This is a genomic window from Neorhizobium sp. USDA 3394 (assembly GCF_056280385.1).
This window is the reverse complement of sequence record NZ_JBWCDU010000001.1, coordinates 205202-231789: the sequence shown is the minus strand read 5'-3', so window position 1 is coordinate 231789 and position 26588 is coordinate 205202. Positions and strand designations below refer to the sequence as shown.

General features: G+C 63.2%; 21 protein-coding genes. 14 read left to right on the top strand and 7 right to left on the bottom strand.

The features are described from left to right. Positions 1–10: 10 nt before the first annotated feature. Positions 11–715 (bottom strand): GntR family transcriptional regulator, encoded by a 705-nt coding sequence (locus ACZ9EJ_RS00885; protein ID WP_046639380.1) that lies wholly within the window; start codon positions 713–715, stop codon positions 11–13. Between the two features lie 101 nt (positions 716–816). On the opposite strand from ACZ9EJ_RS00885, the gene ACZ9EJ_RS00880 reads away from it, so the two are divergent. The 5 genes from ACZ9EJ_RS00880 to ACZ9EJ_RS00860 all read left to right on the top strand — a co-directional run bounded on the left by ACZ9EJ_RS00880 (position 817) and on the right by ACZ9EJ_RS00860 (position 5032). Further along, entirely contained in the window at positions 817–1974 is a 1158-nt protein-coding gene (locus ACZ9EJ_RS00880; RefSeq protein WP_046639379.1) for an LLM class flavin-dependent oxidoreductase, read from the top strand. Between the two features lie 14 nt (positions 1975–1988). Then, positions 1989–2876: an aldo/keto reductase gene (locus tag ACZ9EJ_RS00875; RefSeq protein ID WP_046639575.1), complete on the top strand. Its 888-nt coding sequence runs from the start codon at positions 1989–1991 to the stop codon at positions 2874–2876. Next, positions 2873–3409: an NADH-dependent FMN reductase SmoA gene (gene smoA / locus ACZ9EJ_RS00870; RefSeq protein ID WP_251089642.1), complete on the top strand. Its 537-nt coding sequence runs from the start codon at positions 2873–2875 to the stop codon at positions 3407–3409. The genes ACZ9EJ_RS00875 and smoA overlap by 4 nt, the downstream gene beginning before the upstream one ends. A gap of 93 nt (positions 3410–3502) precedes the next feature. Further along, on the top strand, positions 3503–4672 hold the full coding sequence (locus ACZ9EJ_RS00865; RefSeq protein ID WP_046639378.1) for a pyridoxal phosphate-dependent aminotransferase: 1170 nt from the start codon (positions 3503–3505) through the stop codon (positions 4670–4672). A gap of 30 nt (positions 4673–4702) precedes the next feature. After that, positions 4703–5032, top strand: a complete 330-nt coding sequence (locus ACZ9EJ_RS00860) for a hypothetical protein (protein WP_046639377.1) — start codon at positions 4703–4705, stop codon at positions 5030–5032. A gap of 171 nt (positions 5033–5203) precedes the next feature. On the opposite strand, the gene ACZ9EJ_RS00855 is transcribed toward ACZ9EJ_RS00860, so the two are convergent. Beyond that, complete coding sequence (locus ACZ9EJ_RS00855; protein WP_052764539.1) at positions 5204–7663, bottom strand: DNA translocase FtsK; 2460 nt, start codon at positions 7661–7663, stop codon at positions 5204–5206. A gap of 152 nt (positions 7664–7815) precedes the next feature. On the opposite strand from ACZ9EJ_RS00855, the gene ACZ9EJ_RS00850 reads away from it, so the two are divergent. The 9 genes from ACZ9EJ_RS00850 (at position 7816) to cysG (ending at position 20278) form a co-directional block, all read left to right on the top strand. Beyond that, on the top strand, positions 7816–8403 hold the full coding sequence (locus tag ACZ9EJ_RS00850) for an ANTAR domain-containing response regulator (RefSeq protein ID WP_046628715.1): 588 nt from the start codon (positions 7816–7818) through the stop codon (positions 8401–8403). 37 nt (positions 8404–8440) lie between these two features. Further along, positions 8441–9718 (top strand): CmpA/NrtA family ABC transporter substrate-binding protein, encoded by a 1278-nt coding sequence (locus ACZ9EJ_RS00845; protein ID WP_251089641.1) that lies wholly within the window; start codon positions 8441–8443, stop codon positions 9716–9718. A 344-nt stretch (positions 9719–10062) separates the two neighbouring features. Further along, positions 10063–11361, top strand: coding sequence for a CmpA/NrtA family ABC transporter substrate-binding protein (locus ACZ9EJ_RS00840; protein ID WP_046639375.1), 1299 nt, complete (start codon positions 10063–10065; stop codon positions 11359–11361). Between the two features lie 63 nt (positions 11362–11424). Further along, positions 11425–12318 (top strand): nitrate ABC transporter permease, encoded by an 894-nt coding sequence (gene ntrB / locus ACZ9EJ_RS00835; RefSeq protein ID WP_046628708.1) that lies wholly within the window; start codon positions 11425–11427, stop codon positions 12316–12318. Between the two features lie 10 nt (positions 12319–12328). Beyond that, complete coding sequence (locus ACZ9EJ_RS00830) at positions 12329–13126, top strand: ABC transporter ATP-binding protein (protein ID WP_046628707.1); 798 nt, start codon at positions 12329–12331, stop codon at positions 13124–13126. 5 nt (positions 13127–13131) lie between these two features. After that, positions 13132–15582: a nitrite reductase large subunit NirB gene (gene nirB, locus ACZ9EJ_RS00825; protein ID WP_046639374.1), complete on the top strand. Its 2451-nt coding sequence runs from the start codon at positions 13132–13134 to the stop codon at positions 15580–15582. A 4-nt stretch (positions 15583–15586) separates the two neighbouring features. Beyond that, on the top strand, positions 15587–15925 hold the full coding sequence (gene nirD / locus ACZ9EJ_RS00820; RefSeq protein WP_251089639.1) for a nitrite reductase small subunit NirD: 339 nt from the start codon (positions 15587–15589) through the stop codon (positions 15923–15925). Positions 15926–16158: 233 nt separating this feature from the next. Continuing rightward, complete coding sequence (locus ACZ9EJ_RS00815) at positions 16159–18825, top strand: nitrate reductase (RefSeq protein WP_046639373.1); 2667 nt, start codon at positions 16159–16161, stop codon at positions 18823–18825. Continuing rightward, positions 18797–20278 carry a siroheme synthase CysG gene (gene cysG / locus ACZ9EJ_RS00810; protein ID WP_046639372.1) on the top strand — a complete coding sequence of 494 codons (1482 nt, stop codon included), beginning with the start codon at positions 18797–18799 and terminating at the stop codon, positions 20276–20278. The genes ACZ9EJ_RS00815 and cysG overlap by 29 nt, the downstream gene beginning before the upstream one ends. A gap of 37 nt (positions 20279–20315) precedes the next feature. Here the strand turns inward: cysG and ACZ9EJ_RS00805 are convergent, their stop codons facing one another. The 5 genes from ACZ9EJ_RS00805 to ACZ9EJ_RS00785 form a co-directional block, all read right to left on the bottom strand. Further along, positions 20316–22652, bottom strand: coding sequence for a polysaccharide biosynthesis tyrosine autokinase (locus tag ACZ9EJ_RS00805; RefSeq protein ID WP_046628699.1), 2337 nt, complete (start codon positions 22650–22652; stop codon positions 20316–20318). Positions 22653–22726: 74 nt separating this feature from the next. After that, entirely contained in the window at positions 22727–23632 is a 906-nt protein-coding gene (locus ACZ9EJ_RS00800; RefSeq protein WP_046628697.1) for a UTP--glucose-1-phosphate uridylyltransferase, read from the bottom strand. Further along, positions 23623–24648 (bottom strand): glycosyltransferase family 2 protein, encoded by a 1026-nt coding sequence (locus ACZ9EJ_RS00795; protein WP_046639371.1) that lies wholly within the window; start codon positions 24646–24648, stop codon positions 23623–23625. The genes ACZ9EJ_RS00800 and ACZ9EJ_RS00795 overlap by 10 nt, the downstream gene beginning before the upstream one ends. Beyond that, on the bottom strand, positions 24645–25574 hold the full coding sequence (locus ACZ9EJ_RS00790) for a glycosyltransferase family 2 protein (RefSeq protein WP_046639370.1): 930 nt from the start codon (positions 25572–25574) through the stop codon (positions 24645–24647). The genes ACZ9EJ_RS00795 and ACZ9EJ_RS00790 overlap by 4 nt, the downstream gene beginning before the upstream one ends. Then, a complete protein-coding gene (locus tag ACZ9EJ_RS00785) occupies positions 25574–26584 on the bottom strand; it encodes a glycosyltransferase family 2 protein (RefSeq protein ID WP_046628691.1) in 1011 nt (336 codons plus the stop codon). The genes ACZ9EJ_RS00790 and ACZ9EJ_RS00785 overlap by 1 nt, the downstream gene beginning before the upstream one ends. Positions 26585–26588: the final 4 nt, after the last annotated feature.

The window sequence follows — 26588 nt, the reverse complement described above, 5'->3', positions numbered from 1 at the left end:
CGATTGTTGTCTATCGCAGCCGCGATACGTATCGGGCCACGGAATGGTCGAACCATGTGCGGGAAACCTCGGCCAGGGCGCCGTCCTGTGCCTGGCTCATGCGCAGGACATGGGGGATCGGGGCGCCCGGCTTCTGGCCGAAAGCCGGCGGCGCCCAGTCGGGCACGGTGTCGAGATCGATCTTGTCTTCCGCCCGGACGATCCAGAGACCCAGCCGGGTGCGGTAGTAGAGATAAAGCGATTCCGACAGATCTTCCGGCGTGATCGCTGCCACATAGGAGCCGTCGAGCCAGATCTCCTCGAGCGCCGCGACCTTGCCCGACAGCCGGCGGATGCGGCGGATGCGATGCCCTTCCGGCGAAAAGCCGAACTTCGGCAAGTCCTTGGGCTTGTCGAGCCGCATCACGTCGAGCAATTCCGCGGTCGGCAGGCCGCCGCCCTGGATCAGTTCCAACCGGAACATCGCATAAACGCTCTTCGGATCGCTGATCGCCCGGATGTAATTGCCTGATCCCTGCACCCGCTCCAGGAGGCCGCGGTTCTGCAGTTCCGCCAGCGCCTTGCGCAACGTGCCGACGGCAATTCCGAGCTGCACCGCCATGTCGCGCTCGGGCGCCAGCTTCTCGCCGTCAACCAGCCGGCCGGCCGCGATGTCGCGAACCAGCAGTTCGGCGATTTGCAGATAGATCGGCAGGCTGCCCGGATAACTGTCCATAAGCCGTTCCCCCTCCCTGGGAATGACGCACTCAAATTGATACACTATTGATTTACACAAACGCGGATGATATTCAAGTGCCAGGAGTTGAGGAGAAGCTGATGACTGTCGTGCCCATAACATCGCCGGATCTCGATGCCGCCGAGGTATCCTGGTTCGCCGCCCTGTGCTCAGACGACTACGCCTATCTCGGCGTCCCCGACGATTCACTGAAATCGAGCTGGGAACATTGTTCCGACATCGTCAAGCGCGCCGAGACGCTCGGCTTCCGCAACATCCTGTGCCCGTCGTCCTACCAGGTCGGGCAGGACACGCTGAGCTTCGCCGCAGCCGCCTCGCAAATCACGAACAGGATCAATCTGCTGGCCGCCATCCGCTGCGGCGAGATGCAGCCGATCATGCTCGCCCGCACGGTCGCCACGCTCGACCATATGCTGAAGGGCCGGCTGACGCTCAACGTCATCAGCTCCGATTTCCCTGGCGAAGTCGCCGACAGCGCCTTCCGTTATCGCCGCAGCCACGAGGTCGTGCAGATCCTCCGCCAGGCCTGGACCCGCGACACGATCGACCACGAGGGCGAGGTCTACAATTTCAAGGGTGTCACCACCGAGCCTGCCCGCCCCTACCAGCAGAACGGCGGCCCGCTTCTCTATTTTGGCGGTTATTCGCCGGATGCGCTGGAGCTCTGCGGCGCCCAATGCGACGTCTACCTGATGTGGCCGGAAACCAGGGACCAGTTGGCCGAGCGCATGAAGGCCGTCCACGCCCGCGCCGCAGCCCATGGCCGGACGCTCGATTACGGCCTGCGTGTCCACATGATCGTTCGCGACACCGAGAAGGAGGCCCGCGACTATGCGGAACACCTCGTCTCCAGGCTGGATGACGAATACGGCCAGCTGATCCGTAGCCGCGCCCATGACAGCACCTCGCTCGGCGTCTCGCACCAGGCGAAGGCCCGCGAACTCGCCGACAAGTTCGGCTACGTGGAACCTCACCTCTGGACCGGCATCGGCCGGGCTCGCTCCGGCTGCGGCGCGGCACTTGTCGGTTCCGCCGACCAGGTGCTTTCGGAAATCGAGGCCTACCAGAAGATGGGCATCCGGGCCTTCATCTTTTCGGGCTATCCGCATCTCGACGAGGCGGAACATTTCGGTCAGAAGGTCTTGCCCGAGCTCAAGACCTGTTCGCTGCCGCATGCCTATGGTCGCGTGCCGGCCGAGACACCCGCAACGCCGCTCGGCAACGGGAGACGACACTGATGACCACTCATCACCTGGATCGCATTCAACTTTCGCCCGATCTCCAGCTCAGCCGCCTCGTTTACGGCATGTGGCGGATCGGCGATGATGCCGACACCTCGCCGAAACATGTCCAGGCGAAGATCGAAGCCTGCCTGGCGCAGGGCATCACCACCATGGACCAGGCCGACATCTATGGCGGCTACACGGCGGAAGCGATTTTCGGCGCAGCGCTGAAGGCCTCGCCTTCGCTGCGTGACAAAATCGAAATCGTCACCAAATGCGGCATAGTCGCGCCGGCCGCCCGCCATTCCGCCGTCCGCGGCAAGCATTACGATACCAGCGCCGCCCATATCAACGCGTCGGTCGAAGCCTCGCTGCGCGACATGGCGACGGACTATATCGACCTGCTGCTGATCCACCGGCCGGACCCGTTCATGGATCCGGACGAGACCGGCCCGGCGCTCGATGCGCTGGTCGTATCGGGCAAGGTGCGCGCCGTCGGCGTTTCCAATTTCCGCCCCTGGGATTTCTCCCTGCTGCAATCCTCCATGGAGGCCGAACTCGTCACCAACCAGATCGAGGTCAGCCTTGTGGCGACAAGCGCCTTTACCAATGGCGACCTCGCCTATCTGCAGGAACGCGCTATCGCGCCGATGGCCTGGTCGCCGCTCGGCGGCGGTTCGCTGTTCAGGAACGAGAGCCTGATGTCGGTGCTGGAACGGATCGCCGCGGAACAGGACGTCGAAGCCACGGCCGTCGCGGTCGCCTGGCTGCTGGCCCATCCCGCCGCAATCCTGCCGGTGCTCGGCACCAACAATCTTGCCCGTATAGCCACGATCGCCGATGCCGCGAAGGTGACGATCGATCGCCAGACCTGGTTCGAACTCTACACCGCAGCAATCGGAAAGCAGGTGCCATGATGATCACTGCCGACACCACAAGCATATCCAGCGAACAGATCTTCACCCCGGACGCATCGACCGCGCGGCATTATCGCAACGCGCTCGGGGCCTTCACGACCGGTGTGACCGTGGTGACGGCAACGACTCCGGATGGCCCGATCGGCATGACGGTCAACAGCTTCACCTCGGTGTCGCTCGATCCGCCGCTGGTACTCTGGTCGCCGGCCAAAAGCTCGTCGCGCCATGCCGCCTTCACGGCGGCAGGACATTTCGCCATCCATGTGCTCAGCGCCGACCAGGATCTGCTGAGCGCCCGGTTCACGCGCGGCGGCCTGGGATTCGAAGAGCTGTTCTGGAACCAGAACCATGAAGGCGTGCCGGTCATTCCCGGCACGCTCGCTCGCTTCGAATGCGAACTCTCCTCGATGCACGATGCCGGCGACCATACGCTGATCCTCGGCCGCGTGCTCCGCGCCGCCCACCGAGAAGGCGATCCGCTGTGTTTTTCGCGCGGCACCTTCGGCCGTTTTGCCAGCACCACCAGCCAGTAAACAACAAAATCCGGCACGGGAAATATTGACCCGCGGGCGCGGTTGGGCCAAGTCAGTTTTGCGACAAACCAGCCAGGACCGACAGGGCAATCCATGACAATCATCAGACCGGACATCAGCGCCCGCGCCGCGGCAGCGCCCCGCAGCGGCATTGGCGAAATCGTCACCTATGCCCGAGGCCGCGAAAACCTGATGCCGCTCTGGATCGGCGAAGGCGACCTGCCGACGCCCGATTTCATCACCCGCGCCGCCAGCGAAGCCCTGCTCGCCGGCGAAACCTTCTACACCTGGACACAAGGCATTCCGGCGCTGCGCGAGTCGATAGTGCGTTATTACCAGCGGCACTATGGGCGGGACCTGTCGGTCGACAATATCTATGTCACCGGTTCCGGCATGCAGTCGATCGTGCTCGCCATCCAGACGGTGGCCTCCGCCGGCAACGAGATCGTCTATCTCTCTCCCGCCTGGCCGAATGTCGTCAACGCCATCGGCGTTTCGGAAGCCAAGCCGGTCACGGTCGAACTCGGCTTTGCCGACGGCCGCTGGGTGCTCGACATCGAACGCCTCGAGGCGGCGATCACGCCGAAGACCAGCGCGATTTTTATCAACTCGCCGTCCAACCCGACCGGCTGGACCGCGACGCATGACGATCTCAAGGCGATCCTCGATCTTGCCCGCAAACATGGCCTGTGGATCATCGCCGACGAGATCTACGGCCTCTATTATTTCGAAGGCGCTCGCGCGCCGTCTTTCATGGACGTCATGGAGCAGGAAGACCGGATCATCTTCGCCAATTCCTTCTCGAAGAACTGGTGCATGACCGGCTGGCGGGTCGGCTGGATGGTGGCGCCGGCGGAAATCGGCCAGACGCTGACCAACTTGATCCAGTATTCGACCTCCGGCGTCGCCCAGTTCATGCAGAAGGGTGCGATCGCCGCCCTTGAACAGGGCGACGATTTCATCCGCACCAATATCGAACGAGCGCGGAAATCCCGCGACATCCTCTGCGACGCGCTGATCGCCACCAACCGCGTGGAAACGCTGAAGCCCGAGGGCGCCCTCTATGCCTTCCTGAAGATCGACGGCGTCACCGACAGCCGCGAGGAGGCGTTCAGGATCGTCGACAAGACCGGCGTCGGATTGGCGCCGGGAACCGCCTTCGGTCCGGGCGGACAGGGCTTCATGCGCGCCTGCTTCCTGCGCGATCCGCTGCAGGTCGAGGATGCTGCCAACCGGCTCAGCGATTATATCCGCGGCCGGTGATATCGCCGGAGCCCTGGATCCGGACGCCCCATGATCAGAATCCTACTGATCCTTGCCGTCGCTTTGACCGGTGTTGGTAGCGCCCGCGCCGAGGAGCCTGAAGTTGAAGCCTGGGCCAAGGAGAAATGCGTGCGCTACGAGCGCGCCTGGAAACGTGCCAAGGATTTTATCGGGCTTGAGGGCGTCAGCGACGACTTCATCAAGGGGAATGAGAAGTTTATCGCCGATGGCTGTTCGAGCGGTGCGGACGTCTGCCCGCACTCGCCCCAAGAGATCAAGCTCGCCAATGCCCTGACCATGGCCGCCATGAATTTCGGTACGGCGAGCAGTTTCCTGCCCTTCATCTGCCGTCAGCGGTAAGAACGTGAATATCCGGGCAGAACTTTCCACCCATCAACCCTCATTCCTGTGCTTGTCACAGGAATCCAGCAACCGCGCGTCGGCGCGGTGGAAGACTCCTCCCAGCCCAAAGACTTGGGCTGGCTGGATCCCTGTGACAAACACAGGGATGAGGAGCCTGGAGGGCACGCCTTAGTCCCCAAAATCCTCCGACGCGGTACTAGAACGCCCGCCGGCAATGATCTCGCGTTTGCCGACATGGTTGGCGGGGCCGACCAGGCCTTCCTGCTCCATGCGCTCGACCAGCGATGCCGCGCGGTTGTAACCGACCGAAAGGCGGCGCTGGATATAGGAGGTCGAGCATTTGCGGTCCTTCATGACCACTTTGACGGCCTTGTCGTAAAGCTCGTCGCTGTCGTCTCCGCCCATAGCGCTCTTGTCAAACACGGCTTCCTGGCTCGAAACGTCCTCGTCTTCCTCGTCGTCTTCGTCCTCGGTGACCGTGCCGAGATAATCCGGCCTGCCTTGGGTCTTGAGGTGGCGGACCACCAGTTCGACTTCCGCATCCGAAACGAACGGGCCGTGGACACGGGAAATCCGTCCGCCGCCGGCCATATGCAGCATGTCGCCCTGGCCGAGCAAGTGTTCGGCGCCCTGCTCGCCGAGAATGGTGCGGCTGTCGATCTTCGACGTCACCTGGAAGGAGATACGGGTCGGGAAGTTCGCCTTGATCGTGCCGGTGATGACGTCCACCGAAGGACGCTGGGTCGCCATGATCAGGTGGATACCGGCGGCGCGCGCCATCTGCGCCAGCCGCTGGATCGCACCTTCGATATCCTTGCCGGCAACCATCATCAGGTCGGCCATCTCGTCGACGATGACGACGATGTATGGCATGGGCGAAAGATCCATCTCCTGCTCTTCGTAGATGATCTCTCCGTTCTGCCGGTCGAAGCCCGCCTGGACGCTGACGGTGATCACCTCGCCCTTTTCGCGGGCACTCGCGGCGCGCTGATTGTAGCCGTCGATATTGCGGACGGCGAGGCGCGACATCTTCTTGTAGCGATCCTCCATCTCGCGGACCGCCCATTTCAGCGCCAGCACGGCCTTCTTGGGATCGGTGACGACGGGGGTCAGCAGGTGCGGAATGCCGTCATAGACGGAAAGCTCCAGCATCTTCGGATCGATCATGATCAGCCGGCATTCCTCCGGCCGCAGCCGGTAGAGGAGCGACAGGATCATCGTGTTGATAGCGACCGACTTGCCGGAACCGGTGGTGCCGGCGACGAGCAGATGCGGCATCTTTGCGAGTTCGGCGATAACCGGTTCGCCGCCGATCGTCTTGCCGAGGCAGAGCGCCAGCCGGTGCTTGGTCTCCCAATAGTCCTCGCATTCGATCAGTTCGCGGAAATACACGGTTTCGCGGGTCGCGTTCGGAAGCTCGATGCCGATCACGTTGCGGCCGGGCACCACGGCGACACGGGCCGACAGCGCCGACATCGAACGGGCGATATCGTCCGCAAGGCCGATGACGCGCGAGGATTTGACACCCGGCGCCGGCTCGAATTCGTAGAGCGTCACGACCGGACCAGGACGCACGTCGATGATCTCGCCGCGAATGCCGAAATCTTCGAGAATGCTTTCGAGCAGGCCGGCGCTCTGCTGCAGGGCGTCCGGCTGCATCGCCTGGCCGCGCTCGCCCTGCGGCTCCTGCAGGAGCGAGATCGGCGGGAACTCATATTCCGCTTCTGCCGGCCGGACGGTCCGCGGACGAAGGATTTCGGGTTGGACGGGGGCAGGTTGTTGTACGGGAGCGGGTTCGGCGGCCACGACCGGCGCAGGTGCTGGCAACGGGACCTGGGCGATAGGTGCCGGCAGGGGTTCAACGACGACCGGTGCCTTGGCTTTCACCACCCGCTGGGGAGCGACCCGGACGGGGGCCACAGGCTCAGGTCCCTTGACCGGCTCTGGTCTCGGAGACGGCGCGACCACGACGGTTCTGGCTGCGGTGCGGCGCGGCACTTCGCGATAGAGGTCGGTGACGGGCGCGCCCGGCTTTGCAACGACGACCGGCAGGATTTCCGGTTCGATCGGCAAGGGTTCGGTCTCGATGACCACGGGCCCTTCGAGCTCGAACGGCATGGCGTCCCAGAAGGCGAAATCGGAGATCGCGATATCCCGGCGGGGCACTACGATGGACGCGACCTCCTGAAACGGCTCCGGCTGTGCGACTGCGACGGCAGGCATTTCCGGCACATGGTAACGCATCGTCGCCGCAAGCTGCTGCAGGCCCGCGATCTGTTCGATCGGGGCTGAGAGCGCCTCGCCGGCGGCCTGCGAATCATCCGCGGTCGGGATCAGGAACGCTTCGGACGGGATGACTTCGATCTGCTCGGCAACTGGCGCTTCCGCCTGCTCCGCAGGAGCCTGTCCGGCATTCGTCTTGCGGGCCAGAGCGCTTTCCGGCGTGCGGGTAAACCGCACGTTCGGGGCCAGCCGGAACGCCGCCTGCCATGGCGCCTGCTCGATCGCCGACTGGTTGAGATCAGCCAGATTCTGGCGGCGAAGACCCGGCTGCGCCGGGTCGACAGCGTCGTCTTCGGCGTTGGAAAGGTCAGAACTCTGAGGATGATTATTGCGTGAGAACTGCATGACAACCAGACGAGATACGGGAAGGGCACATTCTCATAGGAAGTAGAAAATAAAGGTTAACTGGTCCTTTCCAAGCGGCGAATGATGTCATGAATTGATCGGAGTGCCGGTGACCCTTGCCAAGATTGTTGCACTGCGTCATCACTATAAGGATGCCGGCACCCGATCTCACCATTCTGGTTATCGATGAAAATGCCATCCGCGCTTCCATCATCGAGGAAGGGCTGCGGGAGGCTGGGCATAGCAATGTCACCGTCATCCACGAGGTCCAGGGCGTCGCGCGCATCATCGAAACGTTGAAGCCGGACGTTATCGTCATCGATATCGAGAACCCCAACCGCGACATGATGGAGCATCTGTTCCAATTGACCCGCACCGTCAGCCGGCCGATCGCCATGTTTGTCGACCGTTCCGATACGGCCCTGATCGAAGCGGCGATGGATGCGGGCGTCTCGGCCTATGTGGTCGACGGGCTGAAGAAGGAGCGTGTCAAGGCTATCCTCGACATGGCGGTCAGCCGCTTCAACGCCTTCAGCCGGCTCCAGCGGGAACTCGCCGAGGCGAAATCGGCGCTCGAGGAGCGCAAGGTGATCGAGCGGGCCAAGGGCATTCTGATGAAGATGCGCGGCCTCTCGGAAGAAGACGCGTTTGCGCTGCTGCGCCAGACGGCAATGAACGAAAAGAAGAAGATGTCGGACATCGCTCAAAGCGTGGTCACGGCAGCGGGCCTGTTGATGTGATGGTTCCGAGCACCGAAATGTCCGGGAGAAAGCCGGAGTGAACATGATGATGAAGACCGACCGATCCGGAAGCAACCTCTCCGCGCCCGCCCGTTCGAACGGCGAGGGGCCGAAGGTCCTGCGCGCCGGGTTCATTCCGCTGGTCGACGCTTCCGTGCTGATCGCCGCCGCCGAATTCGGCTTTGCCGCCAAAGAGGGACTGACCCTCGATCTCGTCAAGGACGTGTCCTGGGCCAATGTCCGCGACCGCCTCGCCTTCCGCCAGTTCGACATAGCCCACATGCTGTCGCCGATGCCGGTCGCCTCCATGCTCGGGCTCGGTTCCAACCCCTCGCCCACCATCACGCCGTTCTCGCTCGGCCGCGGCGGCAATGCGATCACGCTTTCGACGCGGCTTTTCGAGCGCATGCGCGAGGTCGGCGGAATATCGGAAACCGCAGGCGCCCTGGAGAATGCGAAGGCGCTCGCCAGCGTGCTCGAAGCCATGAGGGAACGCGGCGAAGCACTGCCGATGTTCGGCGTGACCTATCCCTTCTCCTCCCATAATTACGAATTCCGCTACTGGCTTGCCGCCGGCGGAATAGACCCGGACAGGGATGTGAAACTCGTCGTCGTGCCTCCGCCGATGACTTCCGATGCGCTGGCGGCCGGCGCCATCGACGGCTTCTGTGTCGGCGCGCCATGGAACATGGTCGCATCCGAACGCGGCGTCGGCCGGATTGTCGCCGCCAAGCAGGATATCTGGCCCTCGGCACCGGAAAAAGTGCTCGCCATGCGGCCGGAATGGGCGGAAAGCCATCCCGAGACCGTATCCCGTCTCATCGTCGCGCTCGATGCCGCGGCCCGCTGGTGCGACAAGTCCGAAAATCACGACGCGCTCGCCGAAGTGCTTGCGGCCCCCCGTTTCATCGCCGCGCCGGTCGATATCATCCGCCACGTGCTCTCGGGTGCGTTCAACCTGGATGCCAAGGGCAACCGCCGCGTCATTCCCGACTATTTCACCTTCCACCGCGGATTTGCCAACTATCCACGGCCAAGCCATGCACTATGGCTCTACAGCCAGATGATCCGCTGGGGTCAGATCGAATTCAGCGAACAAGGCCTGCGGGCCGCGGCTGCGGCCTATCGCCCCGATCTCTACCGGGCCGCGCTTGGCATCGGCCCGACGGAACCGGACGTCGGCATCGAAGGGGACCGAAGCGGTGACCGCTTCATGGACGGGCATGTGTTCGACCCCTCGAACATGATGGATTACGTCCGGGATTTCGCCGTCCGAAGCTCTCTCCCTGCCCATTCAGACCGTCAGGACGTCTGAAATTCCGGCAAGCGCTGCACAGCATTTGGCGCCCTCAGTTTGGCAATCGCACAAAAATATTGCAGCGCGATAGGCTGATGACAATTTAAGCCAAAACTTTCAGAAGCGAAATCTTGTTGTTTTTCAGCGATCTAGCAGGGCGCTCCAAAACTGGCACGGCCTTTGCTTATTAGAAACTGCTCCGTCAATGGCGACTGGAGCAGATAGGCGCGCAATAAGCGCTTCCAAAGACATCGACGTCGCAAGGTTTTTGCTGCCCGGAACTCCTCCCAGTTCCCAGGCGCGATCTCCGAGCGGCGTTTTTTTGTGCCTAATTCCTAAGAACCAGCAGAGGGAACCTGCGCATGACCAAGATTTTGACGAGCGGCATCACCCGCCGCAGCCTGATCAAGACCACCGCCACCGCCGCCCTCGTCGGCGCCGTCAAGACTGCATTCCCGTCCGGCGCCTTCGCAGCCGGGGCCGGCCCGGAGGTGAAGGGCATCAAGCTCGGCTACATCGCGCTCACCGACGCCGCCCCGCTGGTCATCGCCAAGGAAAAGGGTTTCTTCGACAAGCACTGCCTGCCGGAGGTAGACGTCGCCAAGCAGGCGTCCTGGGGTGCGACCCGCGACAACCTCGTGCTCGGCGGTGCCGCGAACGGCATCGACGGCGCCCATATCCTCTCGCCGCTTCCCTACCTGATGCACACCGGCAAGGTGACCCAGAACAACAAGCCGGTGCCCATGGCGCTCGTCGCCCGCCTCAATCTCGACAGCCAGGCGATCTCGGTCGCCAAGGAATATGCCGAGACCGGCGTGCAGCTCGACGCTTCCAAGCTGAAGGCCGCCTTCGAGAAGAAGAAGGCCGAGGGCAAGGAAGTGAAGGTCGCGATGACCTTCCCGGGCGGCACCCACGACCTCTGGATCCGCTACTGGCTCGCCGCCGGCGGCATCGACCCCAACAAGGACGTCTCGACCATCGTCGTACCGCCGCCGCAGATGGTGGCGAACATGAAGGTCGGCAACATGGACGTCTTCTGTGTCGGCGAGCCCTGGAACGAACAGCTCGTCAACCAGGGCATCGGCTTCACGGCAGCCACCACCGGCGAACTCTGGAAGGGCCATCCGGAAAAGGCGCTCGGTGTGCGCGCCGACTGGATCGAGAAGAACCCGAACGCCGCCAAGGCCCTGCTGATGGCGGTGATGGAAGCCCAGCAATGGTGCGAAAGCATGGACAACAAGGCGGAGATGGCCGAAATCCTCGGGCGCCGCCAGTGGTTCAACGTGCCGCCGAAGGACGTCCTCGGCCGCCTGAAGGGCGATATCAACTACGGCAACGGCCGTGTCGCCAACGGCACCGACCTCTACATGAAATTCTGGAAGGACGGCGCGTCCTATCCGTTCAAGAGCCACGACAGCTGGTTCATGGCCGAGAATGTCCGCTGGGGTAACCTCCCCGCCAATACCGACATCAAGGCGCTGGTCAACCAGGTGAACCGCGAGGACATCTGGCGCGCCGCCGCCAAGGATCTCGGGGTTGCGGCAGCCGACATTCCGGCCTCCTCCTCGCGCGGCAAGGAGACCTTCTTCGACGGCAAGGTCTTCGATCCGGAAAACCCCTCGGCCTATCTCGACAGCCTTTCCATCAAGGCGGCGTCCTGATTTCCCCACCTCCGGCGCGTGGACGCACGCGCCGGCCTTTTACCCACTCTAAGGAGCGCGCCGATGTCCGCCCTGGCAAAAAAAGAAAATGTTTCTGCAATCGCAGCCGCAAAGCCGGCAGCAACGATCGTCCCCTTTTCCGGCAAGCCCGTATCGAGGATCGATTTCAGGCAGATCGGCATGACGACATTGCGCAACGTCGTGCCGCCGGTCGTCGTGCTGGCGCTGATCCTGCTTGTCTGGCAGGTCCTCTGTTCGGCACCGGATGCCTCGCTTCCTTCGCCGTATGTGGTCTGGACGGAAGCCTATGACCTGATCGCCTATCCGTTCTTCGTCTACGGTTCGCAGGATATCGGGCTCGGCTGGCGGGTACTGGTCTCGCTGCAGCGCGTCGCCTACGGGTTTGGCCTCGCCGCCGTGACCGGCGTCATCGTCGGTGCGATCATCGGACAATCGATCTGGGCGATGCGCGGCCTCGACCCGATCTTCCAGGTGCTGCGCACCGTGCCGCCGCTCGCCTGGCTGCCGCTGTCGCTCGCAGCCTTCCAGGATTCGAGCCCCTCTGCGATCTTCGTGATCTTCATCACCTCGATCTGGCCCGTCATCATCAACACCGCCGTCGGGGTTCGCAACATCCCGCAGGATTACCGCAACGTCGCGCAGGTGCTGCGGCTGAACCAGATCGAGTTCTTCTTCAAGATCATGCTGCCGTCCGCCGCACCTTACATCTTCACGGGCCTCAGGATCGGCGTCGGCCTCTCCTGGCTGGCCATCGTCGCCGCCGAGATGCTCACCGGCGGCGTCGGTATCGGCTTCTTCATCTGGGATGCGTGGAACTCGTCGCGCCTGCCCGACATCATCGTCGCGCTCGCCTATATCGGCATTGTCGGTTTCGCCCTCGACAAGCTGGTTTCCGCGCTCGGCAAGATCATCACCCGCGGCGCTTCGGCAAACTGAGGAGCGGATCATGAACGCCTATCTCAAGCTCGACCATATCGACAAACATTTCGACCGCGGCGGCAATCGCGCCGAGGTTCTGAAGGACATCAACCTGACGATCTCCAAGGGGGAGTTCGTCTCGATCATCGGCCATTCCGGCTGCGGCAAGTCCACGCTGCTCAACCTCATTGCCGGGCTGACGCCCGTCTCGGCGGGCGCTGTGCTGCTCGAAAACCGCGAGGTCAACGCACCGGGTCCGGAACGCGCCGTCGTTTTCCAAAACCATTCGCTGCTGCCCTGGCTGACGGTCTACGAAAACGTCAACCTGGCCGTCTCCAAAGTCTTCGGCCGCACCAAGACCAAGGCGCAGCGGCATGACTGGGTCATGGAAAACCTGGACCTCGTGCAGATGGCCCATGCCAAGGACAAGCGCCCGGCGGAAATCTCCGGCGGCATGAAGCAGCGCGTGGGCATTGCCCGGGCTCTGTCCATGGAGCCGAAGATCCTGCTGCTCGACGAGCCCTTCGGCGCCCTCGACGCCTTGACGCGCGCCCATCTTCAGGACGCGGTCATGGAGATCCACAGCCGTCTCGGCAACACGATGGTGATGATCACCCACGATGTCGACGAGGCCGTGCTGCTGTCCGACCGCATCGTGATGATGACGAACGGCCCGGCCGCCAAGATCGGCGAAGTGCTCGACGTGACCATACCCCGGCCACGCAACCGCATCGAGCTCGCCTCCGACCGGACATATCTCAAGTGCCGCGAGGCGGTGCTGAAATTCCTCTACGAGCGCCACCGCTTCGTCGAAGCCGCGGAGTAAGAACCATGACAGAAAAACTCGTTATCATCGGCAATGGCATGGCACCCGGGCGCATGCTCGAACACCTGTTCGAACAGGCGCCCGGCCGCTACGACGTCACGATCTTCAACGCCGAACCGCGCGTCAACTACGACCGCATCATGCTCTCGCCGGTTCTTTCCGGCGAAAAGAGCTTCGAGCAGATCGTCATCCACGGCGACGGCTGGTACATCGACCACGGCATCACGCTCTACAAGGGCCACAAGATCGTCGCGATCGACCGTGCCGCCAAGACCGTCACCTCCGATCATGGCGTCACCGAAAGCTACGACAAGCTGGTGATCGCCACCGGCTCGGTGCCCTTCATCATCCCGGTACCGGGCAAGGATCTGCCGGGCGTCATCACCTATCGCGACCTCGACGACGTGCAGGCCATGCTGCTCGCCGCCCAGTCGCGCGAAAAGGCGATCGTCATCGGCGGCGGCCTGCTCGGTCTTGAAGCCGCCGCCGGCCTTGCCCAGCGCGGCATGGACGTGACCGTTCTGCACGTGATGCCGACGCTGATGGAGCGCCAGCTCGATCCGGCCGCCGGTTACCTGCTGCAGAAGGCCGTCGAGGAGCGCGGCATCAAGGTGATCTGCAAGGCCAATACCAAACAGATCATCGGCAATGGCAAGGTCGAGGGCGTCGAGCTCGATAACGGCACGATCATTCCCGCGACCCTGGTGGTCATGGCCGTCGGCATCCGCCCGAGCGCCGGGCTTGCCAAGGAAGCAGGCCTCGCGGTCAATCGCGGCATCGTCGTCGATGCGGGAATGCAGACGTCTGACGGCGACATTTACTCCATCGGCGAATGCGCCGAAGTGGGCGGCATGGTCTATGGCCTCGTCGCACCGCTCTACGAAATGGCCCGCGTCGCGGCATCCCATCTGGCCGGCGATACGAAGCCGGCCTTCGTGCATTCCGACACGCCGACCAAGCTCAAGGTCACCGGCATCGACCTCTATTCCCTCGGCGACTTCGCTGATGGCGACGACCGGCAGGAAATCGTGCTGCGCGATGCCACCGCCGGCATCTACAAACGCCTCGTTCTGAAGGACAACCGCATCATCGGCACGGTTCTCTACGGCGAGACCTCCGACGGCGCCTGGTTCAACGACCTGAAGAAGAAGGCGACCGATATCTCGGAGATGCGCGACACGCTGATCTTCGGCCAGGCCTACCAGGGAGGGTCCCCGCTGGACCCTATGGCGGCCGTTGCAGCCTTGCCGGATGATGCGGAAATCTGCGGCTGCAACGGCGTCTGCAAGGGCAAGATCACCTCGACCATTACCGCCAAGGGCCTGACTTCGCTCGACGACGTGCGCGCCCACACCAAGGCCTCCGCGTCCTGCGGCACCTGCACCGGCCTCGTCGAACAGCTGATGGCTCTGACGCTTGGCGATGCCTACAATCCGAAGGCCGTGCAGCCGATGTGCACCTGCACCGAGCTCGGCCACGACGACGTGCGTCGCCTGATCAAGGCGAAGGGCCTGAAGACCATCCCGGCCCTCATGCAGGAACTCGAGTGGAAGACCTCCTGCGGCTGCGCCAAATGCCGCCCGGCGCTCAACTACTACCTCGTCTGCGACTGGCCGGATGAATATGCCGACGACTACCAGTCGCGTTTCATCAACGAACGCGTCCACGCCAACATCCAGAAGGACGGTACCTATTCAGTCGTGCCGCGCATGTGGGGAGGCGTCACCAATTCGCATGAACTGCGCGCCATCGCCGACGTGATCGACAAGTTCGAAATCCCGATGGTGAAGGTGACCGGCGGCCAGCGCATCGACCTTCTTGGCATCGAGAAGGAAGACCTGCCCGCCGTGTGGGCCGATCTCGGCAAGGCCGGTTTCATCTCCGGCCAGGCTTATGCCAAGGGCCTGCGCACCGTAAAGACCTGCGTCGGCTCCGATTGGTGCCGCTTCGGCACGCAGGATTCGACCGGCCTCGGCATCCGCATCGAGAAATTCATGTGGGGTTCCTGGACGCCGGCCAAGCTGAAGATGGCCGTCTCCGGCTGTCCGCGAAACTGTGCGGAAGCGACCTGCAAGGACATCGGCGTCATCTGCGTCGATTCCGGCTTCGAGATCCACTTCGCCGGCGCCGCCGGCCTCGACATCAAGGGCACGGAAGTGCTCGGGCTGGTGAAGACCGAGGACGAGGCGCTCGAACACATCGTCGCCCTCACCCAGATGTACCGCGAACAGGGCCGTTATCTCGAGCGCATCTACAAGTGGGCTAAGCGCATCGGCCTCGACGAGATCCGCCGCCAGATCATGACCGATACGGAGAAGCGCCAGGCCTATTACGAGCGTTTTGTCTTCTCCCAGAAATTCGCCCAGGTCGATCCGTGGTCGGAGCGTGTCTCCGGCAAGGACAAACACGAGTTCCGGCCGATGGCGACGGTCGGATTCCCCCAGGCGGCGGAGTGAGGAGATGGACATGAACTGGCACCCGATCGGCGACATTTCCGATATCCCGCTGCTTGGCGCTCGCTGCGTGAAGACACCGTCGATGAAGATCGCCGTGTTCCGCACCGACGAGCACGAGGTTTACGCCATTGAAAACCGCTGCCCGCACAAGGGCGGGCCTCTGTCCGAAGGCATCGTGCACGGCACCTCGGTCACCTGCCCGCTGCACAACTGGGTGATCTCGCTGGAGACAGGCAAGGCGCTCGGGGCGGATGAAGGCGAGGTGCGCATCATCCCTATCCGGAACGAGGACGGAAAGCTGTTCATCGCGCTGGAAAACCTGATGCTGGCGGCAGCGGAGTAACGTGCTCATGTGGGCGAAGATACCCCCCTCTGGCCTGCCGGCCATCTCCCCCTCAAGGGGGAAGATCGGTTGGAGCGCGCGCGTCGCTCTCCCTTTGCTGTCGCAGGCGCCTTTCTGCGCCGATGAAGTCAGGCGAGGAGCCCGCAGCGAGTCGATCTCCCCCCTTGAGGGGGAGATGTCCGGCAGGACAGAGGGGGGTAGCCTCAGCACTCCACATCTGACGGGGCACCCCCATGCCCACTGAAACCAAAACCACCTGCCCCTATTGCGGCGTCGGCTGCGGCGTCATCGCCACAGTGGCGGACTCTGGCGCCGTAACGGTCAAGGGTGACCCCGAGCATCCGGCCAATTTCGGCCGGCTCTGCTCGAAGGGCTCGGCGCTCGCCGAAACCATCGATCTCGACGGACGCGTGCTCCTGCCCGAAATCGACGGCCGGCAGACGGATTGGGACGAGGCGCTCGATCTCGTCGCCGAAAAATTCTCGCAAACCATCGCCGAACACGGCCCGGATTCGGTCGCCTTCTACGTCTCCGGTCAATTGCTGACCGAGGATTACTACGTCGCCAACAAGCTGATGAAGGGCTTCATCGGCACGGGCAATATCGATACGAATTCAAGACTCTGCATGTCGTCGTCCGTCGCCGGCCATCGCCGCGCTTTCGGATCCGATACCGTTCCCGGCACCTACGAGGACATCGAACTCGCCGATCTGGTGATCCTGACCGGTTCCAACCTCGCCTGGTGCCATCCGGTGATCTATCAACGACTGGCGGCAGCCAAGACCGCGCGGCCGGGCATGAAGATCGTCGTCATCGATCCGCGCCGGACGATGACCTGCGACATCGCCGACCTGCATTTGGGGATTCGGCCGGACGGCGACGTGGCGCTGTTCATGGGCCTGCTCGCCCATCTGGCGCAAGGCCCGGCGATCGACCAGAACTATATCGCTGCGCATACGCAGGGGTTTGGCGAAGCCTTCACGGCCGCCGCCGCGCTCTCGTTCAGCGAACTGATGGAACGCACCGGCCTTCCCGCCATGCAGCTCCGCGAATTCTTTCGCCTGTTCGAGACGACCGAGAAGGTGGTGACCTGCTACAGCCAGGGCGTCAACCAGTCGTCGTCGGGCACGGACAAGGTCAACGCCATCATCAACTGTCACCTCGCGACCGGCCGCATCGGCCGGCCGGGCATGGGTCCTTTCTCGCTGACCGGCCAGCCAAACGCCATGGGCGGCCGCGAGGTCGGCGGCCTTGCCAACATGCTTGCCGCCCATATGGCGATCGAAAGCGCGGAAGATCGCGACCGCGTGCAGCGTTTCTGGGTCTCGCCGAGGATCGCCGAAAAGCCAGGCCTGAAGGCCGTCGACATGTTCCGCGCCGTCGCCGGCGGGCGGATCAAGGCGCTGTGGATCATGGCCACCAACCCGGTGGTTTCCATGCCGGATGCCGATGCGGTCGAGGCCGCCATCAAGGCCTGTCCTTTCGTGGTGGTCTCCGACATTCTTCGGGACACCGACACCGCCCGCCACGCGCATGTCCTGCTACCCTCGGTCGGCTGGGGTGAGAAGGACGGCACGGTCACCAATTCCGAGCGGCGCATCTCCCGCCAGCGCTGGTTTCTGTCCGCGCCCGGTGAAGCCAGGGCCGATTGGTGGCAGATGGCGGAAGTCGGCAGGCGGATGGGCTTTGCCGGTTTCGACTATCGGACGCCCGCCGATATTTTCGCCGAGCATGCGGCGCTTTCGGCCTTCGAGAATGACGGCAGCCGGGATTTCGATATCGGTGCTCATGCGGATATCGGCCTCACGGCCTATGATAGCCTGTCTCCCTTCCAATGGCCGGCACCTGCCGAAGTTACGCCCCTCTGGAGGGGTGGCGACAAGCGCTTCTTCGCCGATGGAGGTTTCTACCACCCGGATCGCAAGGCGCGTTTCATCCCCGTCCAGGCTCCAGCCACCGACCGCACCGACGAAAAATATCCGCTGACGCTGAACACCGGCCGCATCCGCGACCACTGGCACACGATGACGCGGACGGCCAAAAGTGCGAGGCTTTCCGGCCATATCGCCGAGCCCTTTGCAGAACTCCATCCGCGCGATGCAATGGAACTCGGCATTCGCGGCGCCGGCCTGGTCGAACTCGAAAGTCCCCACGGCAGCGCGATTGTCCGCGCGCTGGTCACCGAACGCCAGGCGCGGGGAAACGTCTTCGTGCCGATGCACTGGAATGACCAGTTCGCCGCAAAGGCGCGCATCGATGCGCTGGTCGCGCCCGTCACCGACCCGTTTTCCGGCCAACCGGCCTCGAAGAATGTCGCGATTGCTGCCCGGCCATTCGCCGCTTGCTTCTACGGCTTTGCCGTTTCCGCCGCGAAACCCTTGAACCCGCAGGCGGATTATTGGGCGCTCGCCAAGGCCGATGGCGGCTGGCGGATCGAGCTTGCTTTCACCGACCCGGTCGAGGACTGGGTGGCGTGGTGCCGGGCAGCATTCGGCATCGCAGCCGGGATCGAGCCGCTCGGCTATGCCGACCAGCAATCCGGCGACCTGCGCCTTGCCTTCTTCGACGGTGGCAAGCTGCTTGCTGCGCTTTTCCTTGCGAAAGAACCGGTCGCCGTCGCGCGCAACTGGGCGATCGGCCAGCTTGCCGTGGAACACACCGACCTACGCAAGCGCTTCGCCATCGTTGCCGGACGCCCCGGAGCCGACCAGCCGGATCCCGGCGCCACCGTCTGCTCCTGCTTTTCGGTCGGCGTCAACCGGATCATCGGCGCCGTGCGCGGCGGCTGTCACAGCGTCGAGGCGGTCGGGAAAGAAACCAATGCCGGCACCAATTGCGGCTCCTGCCGCGCCGAAATCAGGGGGATCATCGATGGATGTCTTGCAGCAGCCGCGGAATGAAGCATCTCCTGATCGCGGCGCCCGCATGGCGCCGCTTGCCAAGCTCCCGGTCTTCTGGGCGCTCGAAGGAAGGCCCGTCATCGTTGCCGGCGGGTCGGATGCGGCGGCCTGGAAAGCCGAACTGCTCGCCGCCTGCGGCGCTACTGTACATGTCTATGCGGATAGGCTGTCCGAGACACTCGAAAAGCTGATTGAACGCGGGGCGGAACATCCGCAGGGTCGCTTTATTCATCATCCCAAGGTGTGGGACACATCGATTTTCGAGGCGGCAGCGATCGCGATTGCTGATTGCGAGGATGAGGACGAGGCGCAGTCGTTCTTCGACGCCGCTCGCGCGGCCGGCGTGCCGATCAACGTCATCGACAAGCCCGCCTTCTGCCAGTTCCAGTTCGGTTCGATCGTCAACCGCTCGCCGGTGGTGGTATCGATCTCGACGGATGGCGCAGCGCCGATCCTCGCGCAGGCGATCCGCCGCCGTATTGAAACCCTGCTGCCGGCATCGTTGAAAAGCTGGGCGGAACTCGCCCAATCGCTCAGGGAAAAGATCAACGACCGCCTGGCCCCCGGCCCGCAGCGAAGAGCCTTCTGGGAACGCTTCGTGGACCGCGCCTTCGGCAGCGAGCCGGGATCGGGCAGCGAAGCCGCAATCCTTGCCGATGCCGGCCGCGTGGCATCCTTGGCCCAGAAGGGCCGTGTCACTCTTGTCGGCGCCGGCCCCGGCGATGCCGAACTTCTGACGCTGAAGGCGGTGCGCGCACTGCAGGCAGCCGACGTCATCCTGTTCGACGATCTCGTCTCCGACGAGGTGCTGGAACTCGCCCGCCGGGAGGCGAAACGGATGCTGGTGGGAAAACGCGGTGGCCGGGTAAGCTGCCGCCAGGAAGACATCAACGACATGCTGGTGAAGTTCGCCAAGGCGGGCAAACGCGTCGTCCGCCTGAAGTCCGGCGATCCGATGGTCTTTGGCCGCGCCGGCGAGGAGATTGACTGCCTGGAGCGCGAAGGGATCCCGGTCGATGTCGTGCCGGGCATCACTTCGGCCAGCGCCATGGCCTCGCGGCTCGGCGTGTCGCTCACCCATCGCGACCATGCGCAGGGTGTTCGCTTCGTCACCGGCCATTCGCGCAAGGGCGTGTTGCCGGACAATCTGGACTGGAAAAGCCTCGCCGACCCCCGAACCACGACCATCTATTACATGGCCGGACGCACCGCGGGCGAGATCGTCAGCAAGTTGACGGACGCGGGCATGACGCACGACATGCCGGTCGTGATCGTCAGCGCGGTGACACGGCCGAACGAGCGGCGCTGGGCGGGCCGGCTGAGCGATATGGCCGCTGCCATGGCAGAGATCGGTATCGATGAACCCGTGCTGATCGGCATCGGCCACGTATTTCGCAAGGCCGATATCGCCGGCGGCACGGCGTGGAGCGATCAGGCCGCGGCAAGCGCCTGAGAGACGAAAGGGGCGGTCGAACCGCCCCTCGCAAGATTTACCGCGGCGCCGAGGCCGAGCCTTCCTTGTAATATGAAACGTAGCTGCTGTGCAGCCGCTCCGGCGAGCCCGGATCGGCATAGCGATGCAACTCCGACATCTCAGTCTTGTTGAGGATCACGCCCACCGTCTTGGAGGCGATCTGCGGTTCGGACCGGATGATGGACTGCACCGCCTTCGCAGGGGTCACGCCCCATTCGGTGACGAAGACAAAACCGTCGACGTAAGGCTCGAAGGCCTTGGCATCGATTACCGGCAGGAGCGGCGCCAGATCGACGACGATGACGTCGAACGTATCCTTGATGCTTTCGAGGAAATGGCTCATGCCGGAAGAAGCGAGGAGTTCGCTCGTATGGGCGAGCTGCTTGCTGCGCGTCGTCATCGGCAGGATTGTCAGGCGCGACCGACGGTCGACACGCGCCGCATTGGTCCATGGCGTCTGCTGGAGCACCACTTCGACCAGTCCGACTTCCGGCTCGGAGGCCAGCATGCGGCTGAGACCCGGATTGCGCAGGTCGGCGTCGATCACCAGCGTGCGAACGCCCGTCGAGGCGATCAGCCCCGCGAAATTGGCGGCGACCATGGATTTCCCTTCGCCCGGCAGGCAAGAGACCACGCCGATCACCCGGCACTTCCGATCCTGCAGCATGATATCGCATGCAAGCTTGGCATTGCGCAGCGTTTCGGCGAACTGGGAGCGCGGCGCCTCGACCGCTACCCGCATCAACCGCCGGAACGAGATCGGGTTGCCCGGAGGTGCTCCCGCCGCTTCGGCGTCGGTCGTTGCCGGCGGCGGCGTTTCCTCCGCACTGGCGCCGCTCACCATTGGCAGGTAGCCGAGGAAGCGAAGGCCCAGTTTTTCCTGCACGTCGTCACCGGTCCGGAAGAACCGTTCGCGGAATTCCAGGAGCGTCGCCGTCGCCCCACCGATCAGCAGGCCGAGCACGACGGAAAGCGCCATGGTCAGCGTCTTGCGCGGGCTGGACGGAGCTGTCGGCAGACCGGCATCGGAGATCACGCGAGCCTTGGCGATCGGGAAGGATTGCCGCTGCGTTGCCTCTTCGAAGCGCCCGAGATAGGATTCATAGAGCGTCTTCAGCGCCGCCGCCTTCTGCTCCAGTTCGCGCAGCTGGACCATCGAGACATTCGCTTCCGAATTGCGGCCCGCGACCCGCTCGATACTGTCACGCAGAGACTTTTCACGCGAGCTTGCCACTTCGAACTCGTTGCGGAAGCTGCCGGTCAGTTGCTGCAATTCACGATAGATCTGCTGCGAAAGATCGCTCTTGTCCGCCTTGAGCGCGATTGCCTGGGGATGGTTTGCCCCGAACTGCTGGATGATGCCCTGCTCGCGGTCGGAAATGTTGATGTAACGCTTGCGAAGATCCTGGATGACCGAATTGTCGGTATCACGGGCCGAAACGACGGCATTCTGCACGGCCGCATCCGGCCCCTTGGCGATGATCGCCTGATATTGATTATAGCGCGCCGAAGCGGTGGCCGCATCGGCCTGCGCCACGATCAGCTGGCTGTTGAGATCCGAAAGCTGCTGGGTCGACAGGAGCTCGCCGCGCGGCGAAACCAGGCCGTGCTGGGTCTTGTATTGCTCGACTGCAAGAGAGGCCTGTTGCGAGCGGCTGTTGAGGTCGTTCAGGCGCTCCTGCAGCCAGAGCGAAGCCCGCTCCGTCGCATCGAAATTGGCGTTGAGCTGTTCGGTGAGATAGGATTCCGCATAGGTCCGCGTGATCATCGCGGCAAGCTGCGGATCCGGCGAACGAACGGACAATGCGATCACCGAACTGCGGCCGACACGCTCCACGGTCAGCGATTGCTGCAGGACGGCCGCCGCCTTTTCGCGCCGGCCCATCCGGATATTCTCCTCGGAAGCCGGCGGACTGCCGGGGGTCAGAAGCGCGACGACGCTGCGGATGGCGCCCTTGGCAAGATCGACCGGCGACTGCGGCGGATTGACCACCGTTTCGTTTTGGTCGAGCTTGGCCTTGTCTACCACCCTCACGGCCAATGCCTTGGATTTCAAAATCTCGACTGCGCTGGACATGCGGTTGTCGATCTGCTGGGCCGACTGGCTGTCCTGCGGGTCGTCAGCGTAACGGGAAAGGTTTTCGTCGATGAGGATCTGCGTCAGGGCGGTGTAGACCGGCTGCGCCATAACCAGATAGAGCCCGGCAAGGGCAACGGTGGCGATGAGGCAGACGACGATGACGCCCGAACGACGGATCGCAGCCGCCCAGAGCTTGTCGAGATCGATGAACGTGTCGTTATCCCGCGTTTCGCTCGGGAATATCGTTCTCGGTCGGAAGTTTACCTGATCCATAGGACCCGCTTTCTGGAGCTTTGGGGGACGGATGGCGGATTGCCGCCATCCGTCTCGTATGACTTGAATACGCGTCAGGCGGCTTTGACCCGCGTTTCGTGCGACATCATCAGTTCCTTGATGGAGGCGTAGATCTCGGCCCCCATATCCTGGCGAAGCATGGCGAAGGCGACATTCGCTTCGATAAAGCCGCGCTTGCTGCCGCAATCGAACGTGCGCCCCCGATAGGGATGCGCGTGGAACGGCTGGACCTGAGCAAGCTTGTGCATGCTGTCCGTCAGCTGAATTTCGTTGCCTGCACCGCGCTCCTGCCGGGCCAGCAATTCGAAGATTTCCGGCTGCAGAATATAACGCCCATTCAGGTAATAATTGGACGGTGCTTCGTCAGGTTTCGGTTTTTCGACCATCTCCGTCACCTCGAAACCATGCGATACGCTATGGCCTACACCCACGATACCATAGCTCGACGTCTCTTCCGGTGCACATTCCTCGACCGCAAAGACATTGCCGCCGACTTCTTCATAGAGATCCATCAGCCCGGCCATGCAGCCCTGCGGACCATAGGAAACCATGTCGGGCAGAAGCAGCGCGAAGGGCTCGTTGCCGACCAGTTCGCGGGCGCACCAGACCGCATGGCCAAGCCCGAGCGGCACCTGCTGGCGCGTATAGCTGACGGTGCCGGCGACCGGCAGCATCTTTTCGAGCTGGGTAACCTGGACCGTCTTGCCCGAGCGGGTCAGCGTCGCGACCAACTCCGGCGCGCTGTCGAAATAGTCCTCGATCGCGGTTTTGTTGCGGCTGGTCACGAAAATGATGTTCTCGATTCCCGCCTGCATGGCTTCGTCGACCGCATATTGCACGACGGGCCGATCGACGATCGTCAACATTTCCTTCGGCATGGCCTTGGTGGCCGGCAGGAACCGAGTGCCGTTGCCTGCGACGGGTATCACCGCCTTTCGAACTGGTCTTTTCATGTCCATTCCTTCGTCCTTTCTGAGGGCGCCCCCGCCCTATTGATCGGATTTTCAAGTGACGTCGGCCGTTTCACCAGTCGACGCATGCGAACGGCAATCGGCATGCGCAGAAGTCGGAGCGCACGTGGGTTTTCGATTGCCGTTTTCAGGAAGCCGCCGACGGAACCCTTCTTGATTTCGTCGACGAGCGTGAGAAATGAACTCGCTTCGAGGATGCTGCGGGTGCGCCTGCGTTGGGCGGTCGAGGCTTTCGCATCCAGCTTGTAGCGGGCGAGAAAAACACTGTCGGAGGCGAGCATCGCATCCAGATGGCTCTGCTCCAGGACGCGCGAAATCGAGTCCTGCCGCAGGTGATAGACATATCCGATCTCCGGCACGATCGCGCACCGCGCACCGCTCGCAAGCGCCGACGCAAGCAGCAGATAGTCCTCGCCGACTCGCAGCGCCTCGTCGAAGCGCAGCCCGTGCTCGACGAGAAATGCCCGTTCGAAGATCGGCTTCATGTAACCGAAGTTGAAGGTCGACTGGAAAATCACGTTCGAGCCGATGAAATCGGCAAGCGTCATCATCGACTGCCGCCTCAGCGCCTCCTTGGAGAACATCGCATGCGGCTCCCCACGGTCGAACGGGATGACGTCGAGATTGTCGACGACAATCTGCGCCTGCGCATCCTCGGCCCGCTCCAGCATGGTCAACAGCCTGACGGGATAGACCGTGTCGTCGGAATCGAGAATGGCGACCCAACGGCCCCTTGCCGCGGCAAGTCCGGCGTTTCGAGCCGCAGCCGGTCCGCCGTTCACCGCCTTGGCGATCAGCCTGACACGATGATCGGAATAACCTTCCGCGATTGTCCGCGTCCCGTCCGTGGAGCAATCGTCGACGACGATCACTTCGAGCGTCACGCCGATCTGGGCGAGCGCACTGTCGATCGCACGCGCAAGCGTCTCCTCGGCATTGTAAGCCGCAATCACAAAGCTCACGTCGGGCTGGAAATCCGGGGCCTGCATATCATGCATCGTCATGTGGCTTCGGCGGCTCCGTATTGGCGGATCTCGCGGAGGCCGAGCGTGCCCGTGACAGCTCCGGCATGCAGTGCCGCACGGAGGGCATAGCGAATACGGATGACCGGAGAGGCAATGGCTGCCGCCGTCACCGCCAGGCAGTAACCGAGCTTCAGCGCGGCAAGCGCGGTCTGCTTGATCCGGCCGAGGCCGGAATTCTTCGTCGCAAGGATGCGCCCATGCGTCTGCCCGGAACGGAACCTGCGCTTGGCGAGCCAGGAGAAGCTTGCCCGCTTTTCAGGAACCAGTTCTTCAATCACCGCGTCGGGCGCAAATTCGATCCGCCCGCCCGCATCCGTCAAGGCGGTGAAGAAATGCGTATCCTCGCCGCCGCTCTGGCCGAGCGAAAGCGCGAACCTGCGGCCCGCAACGACCGGCGAACGCATATGGAGAAGGGTATTACAGGTATAACCCGTCCTGATCTGCCCGCCGACCCAGACGGGCATGGTCGAGTGAAAATCGCCCTTGCGCATCCAGTCGGCGCTTTGGGTTCCATAGACCGCCCTCACCGGCCCGAGAACCGCATCGGCTCCGGTCAGCCTCGCCGTCGATACGAGCCCGACCAGCCATTCCGGCTCCGCCGTCTCGTCGTCGTCGATGAAGGCGAGGTAGTCCGCATCGCTTTCCGCAAGGCAGGCATTGCGGGCGATGGAGATATTCGACTTCGGGCAATGCACATAGCGGATCGGGAACGGCGAACGCTCCCGCAGACCATCCACGAGCCCGCTTGCGCTCGGGCTCGCATCGTTATCGGCAACGATCAGGCGCAGTTCAGCACCCGCCGGGACGGCAATCTCGAAGATCGAGATTAGCGTCTCGGCGAGTTCCGGGCGCCGGTAGGTGCAGATACCGATATCGATGCGGAACGGCCTTTCCTCTGCCGCCATCAAGCGATCCTCCGTCGTCGGATGCCGATCAGTTCCAACCAGAAGCCGGCCGACCAGGCGAAATGCATGATCATCGCCGAGAGCGAGGCGAGCGGGCCGTAGGGGTTGTTCTGACCCACCGCCAGCCAGAAGCCGTAGCCGATGCAGGCGGCGGCCCAGATGACCATCGGTATGGCCGCCCACCAATAGAGAAGCGCAAGCAACGCCCCGACAACGACGGGTGCCACCGCAAGCGGAATCGCCTGCCTGAGCTTCGGGATCGAGCGATGTTTGATCAGGTTCCTCGCCCGGCCGCGGCCATAGGCGAGATATTGCCGGAACAGCGCCGGAGCGCTCGAACGCGGATAATAGGTCATGTAGGTCTTAGCAGTCATCCAGATGCGGAAGGCGTCGGCGCGCAGCCGGAAATCCAGCTCGGCGTCCTCGTTATGGCTGAAGCTTTCGTCATATCCGCCGACCGCCCGGAAGGCTTCGATCCGCATCAGCGCGTGGTGGCCGTGATCGACCCATTCGCCGCCACCGCCGGCACGATGTTTCGAACCGCCGTTTCCGAGCTTGGAATTCTGCGCCACCGCGGTCGCCTTCTGGAAAGCGCCGAAACCGACCGTCTCCATGCCGACAACCACGGAATCGGCATCCATGTCGATCGCCTCCTGCAGCAGCGTGCGGCAATAGTCGTCCGGGTAGTCCCCATGCGCATCAATGCGGATGAGAAAGTCCCGGCCCTCGCCGAACCGATCGACGGCGAGGTTGATGCCGGCGCTCTGGATGCGCTTGGGATTGCCGAGCAGGACGACGTCCCGGATCTCCGGGATGAGGCTCTGGACGATCTCCGGCGTGCCGTCCTGGCTGCCGCCGTCGGCAACGACGATCAGCATGTCGAGGTCGCCGCGCTGATCATTCAGCTTGTGCAACAGCGGCGCGATCGTCGCCGCCTCGTTCAGGCACGGGATCACCAGAAGTGTCCGGATATCGGAAATCTGGGCATTGGAGTGAGAACGCGAAACCATACTC